Below are 882 nucleotides of genomic sequence, written 5' to 3'. Positions count from 1 at the left end.
GCAGGCATTACGCAACTTGGAGCAAGCCTTTAAGCGCTGGCGGAGTGGGCAAGGCGGTTTTCCTCGCTTCAAACGCAAGGGGGTGCGAGACAGCTTTTACTTGGAAGGTAGTATCCGCATCTCTGGCGACCGCATCAAGGTGCCTGTCTTTGGTTGGCTGCGCTGTGCGGAGCTGCTCCCCACTGCCACACCCAAGAACGTGGTCATTAGTCTTCGCGCTGGACATTGGTATGTCTCCTTCAAGTATGAAGCTCCGGCGCCTCAGGTGGAGAAGACTGGGGAAGTTGTGGGAGTAGACTTAGGTATCAATCGCTTGGCCACCTGTTCCGACGGGGAAGTATTCGAGAATCCAAAGCCCTACCGCAAAGCGAAGAAGCGTCTGGCCAGACTACAACAGCGACTGAGTCGCAAGCAGAAGGGATCCGCTAACCGTAAGAAGGCGGTGGTGCAGTTAGGCAAGGCCCATAAGCGGGTAGCAGACATTCGGCAAGACAATCTGCACAAGCTAACGACTTACCTGGCCAAGAAGTATCGGGTGGTGGTGATTGAGGGCTTGCAGGTGAAGAACCTGCTCAAGAACCGCAAGCTGGCAGGAGCGCTGTCAGACTGTGGGTTCTACGAGTTTCGGCGACAGCTAGAGTATAAGGCCCGGCTCTACGGCTGTCAGGTGGTGGTGGCGGATAGGTTTTATCCGTCCAGCCAACTGTGTTCAGGGTGTGGGCACCGACAGAAGATGCCACTGCAGGAAAGGGTGTTTTGCTGCCCGTGTTGTGGTCTGGAGCTAGACCGCGACTTGAATGCAGCCCTAAACCTGTTGCGGTGGTACAGAACTACCCCAAGCTCTGGGGGAAGTGACGCCTGTGGAGACTCCTCTGGCGGGGT

Annotated in this window: 1 protein-coding gene; it reads left to right on the top strand. The window is 56.3% G+C overall.

All coding sequences use genetic code 11. The features are described from left to right. A partial coding sequence (locus tag NW818_RS12835) for an RNA-guided endonuclease InsQ/TnpB family protein (RefSeq protein WP_414424774.1) occupies nucleotides 1–882 on the top strand: 882 nt, incomplete at both ends.

Origin of the sequence: Synechococcus sp. R6-5, from assembly GCF_047461775.1 — a bacterium.
GTDB lineage: Bacteria > Cyanobacteriota > Cyanobacteriia > Thermostichales > Thermostichaceae > Thermostichus.
The sequence above is the reverse complement of the archived record's forward strand: the minus strand, read 5'-3'. Positions and strand labels throughout refer to the sequence as shown.